This is a genomic window from Wolbachia endosymbiont of Drosophila incompta, assembly GCF_001758565.1.
GTDB lineage: Bacteria > Pseudomonadota > Alphaproteobacteria > Rickettsiales > Anaplasmataceae > Wolbachia > Wolbachia pipientis.
The window spans coordinates 956,870-957,871 of the sequence record NZ_CP011148.1 but is presented as its reverse complement, the minus strand read 5'-3'; the positions used below and the strand labels follow the sequence as shown (position 1 = coordinate 957,871).

Annotated in this window: 1 protein-coding gene, 1 tRNA gene and 1 pseudogene (1 of these 3 running past the window's edge); 1 reads left to right on the top strand and 2 read right to left on the bottom strand. The window is 33.2% G+C overall.

All coding sequences use genetic code 11. The features are described from left to right. Positions 1–186 precede the first annotated feature (186 nt). Together WG67_RS04300 and WG67_RS04295 are read right to left on the bottom strand one after the other, a co-directional pair. Positions 187–684 carry a hypothetical protein gene (locus WG67_RS04300; protein WP_010962975.1) on the bottom strand — a complete coding sequence of 166 codons (498 nt, stop codon included), beginning with the start codon at positions 682–684 and terminating at the stop codon, positions 187–189. Positions 685–754: 70 nt separating this feature from the next. Continuing rightward, positions 755–839: transfer RNA gene (locus WG67_RS04295), tRNA-Leu, on the bottom strand. A 62-nt stretch (positions 840–901) separates the two neighbouring features. On the opposite strand from WG67_RS04295, the pseudogene WG67_RS04290 reads away from it, so the two are divergent. Next, positions 902–1,002 (top strand): annotated as a pseudogene (locus WG67_RS04290) (metallopeptidase TldD-related protein) (its annotated part continues 898 nt past the right edge of the window); the annotation flags it as partial.

Here is a 1,002-nt window from a genome sequence, read left to right as displayed (position 1 = left end):
TTTGATAGCTTGAGCAATTATTCAAGTAATTTATGTGGAAGTAGGAGTACTAAGCGCTCCTACCCCAATAAGCCCACAATTTCTGCTTACACTTTTTTGACGCTAATTACATCGAACTCTTTTGAATGGCTTCCTTCAGTGGAATTATATAGCTAATATTCCTGTATAAGTTAAATAAGTTAATACTTAAGCTTGTACTCTTGCAGTATTTGAAGAGAGATTCTCAAGGACGTTTTTTGTCTGTGGTTCACTAATCATAGTTTGAACGATATTAGCTGCCATAATAACACAGCCTAGAATAAAAAAAGGCGTAGAAACAAAATAAATAACAGAAGACTCAAAAAGCGACATAGATGCAATACCTCCTATTAGAAATGAAGCACTGGATGCTATATCAAGATAGATCTTTGTTAACTTTTTTTGTCCTGGAGTGTTTTTTATGCCAGATTTCTTATTAAGATTCTGTTGTCGGGAATGATCATTTAGTGACCATATATTTAAAGCAAACGAAAGTGCACTGAATATAGTGCCGGCAATACTAAAATACAGACTTAAGACAGGAATATTCAAGACCAATGCCGCTATGTATCCAATGAAAGAGATAGTAGATAGTGTGGTAACTAAGCGTTTCGAGTAAGTTCGTACCTTCTTTCTGTAGGCTAACTTATCTTTTTCACCATACATAGCATAAATATTACCTAATATGTTATATTATAACATTAATTAATTCAATAAGCAATATGGAAGCTAAGAGTGCCCGAGAGAAGACTTGAACTTCCACAACTTAAAAAGTTACTAGCACCTGAAGCTAGCGCGTCTACCAATTCCGCCACCCTGGCTTTTTATAGTTTACTATGTTAAAGTTAAATAATATACTTAAACAATTTTTAGTTCAAAGGTAATGCCAAATCTAGATCAAATATTTTTTGCTCAAAACAATGTTAATATTAATAACGTATATAAAATAGTCAATAACGCTTTGAGCAATAGCGATGGTGGTGA

What these genes read in the sequence shown, in the direction of transcription:
- WG67_RS04300 (WP_010962975.1), bottom strand. Translation starts at nt 684, where the DNA reads ATGTATGGTGAAAAAGATAAGTTAGCCTACAGAAAGAAGGTACGAACT.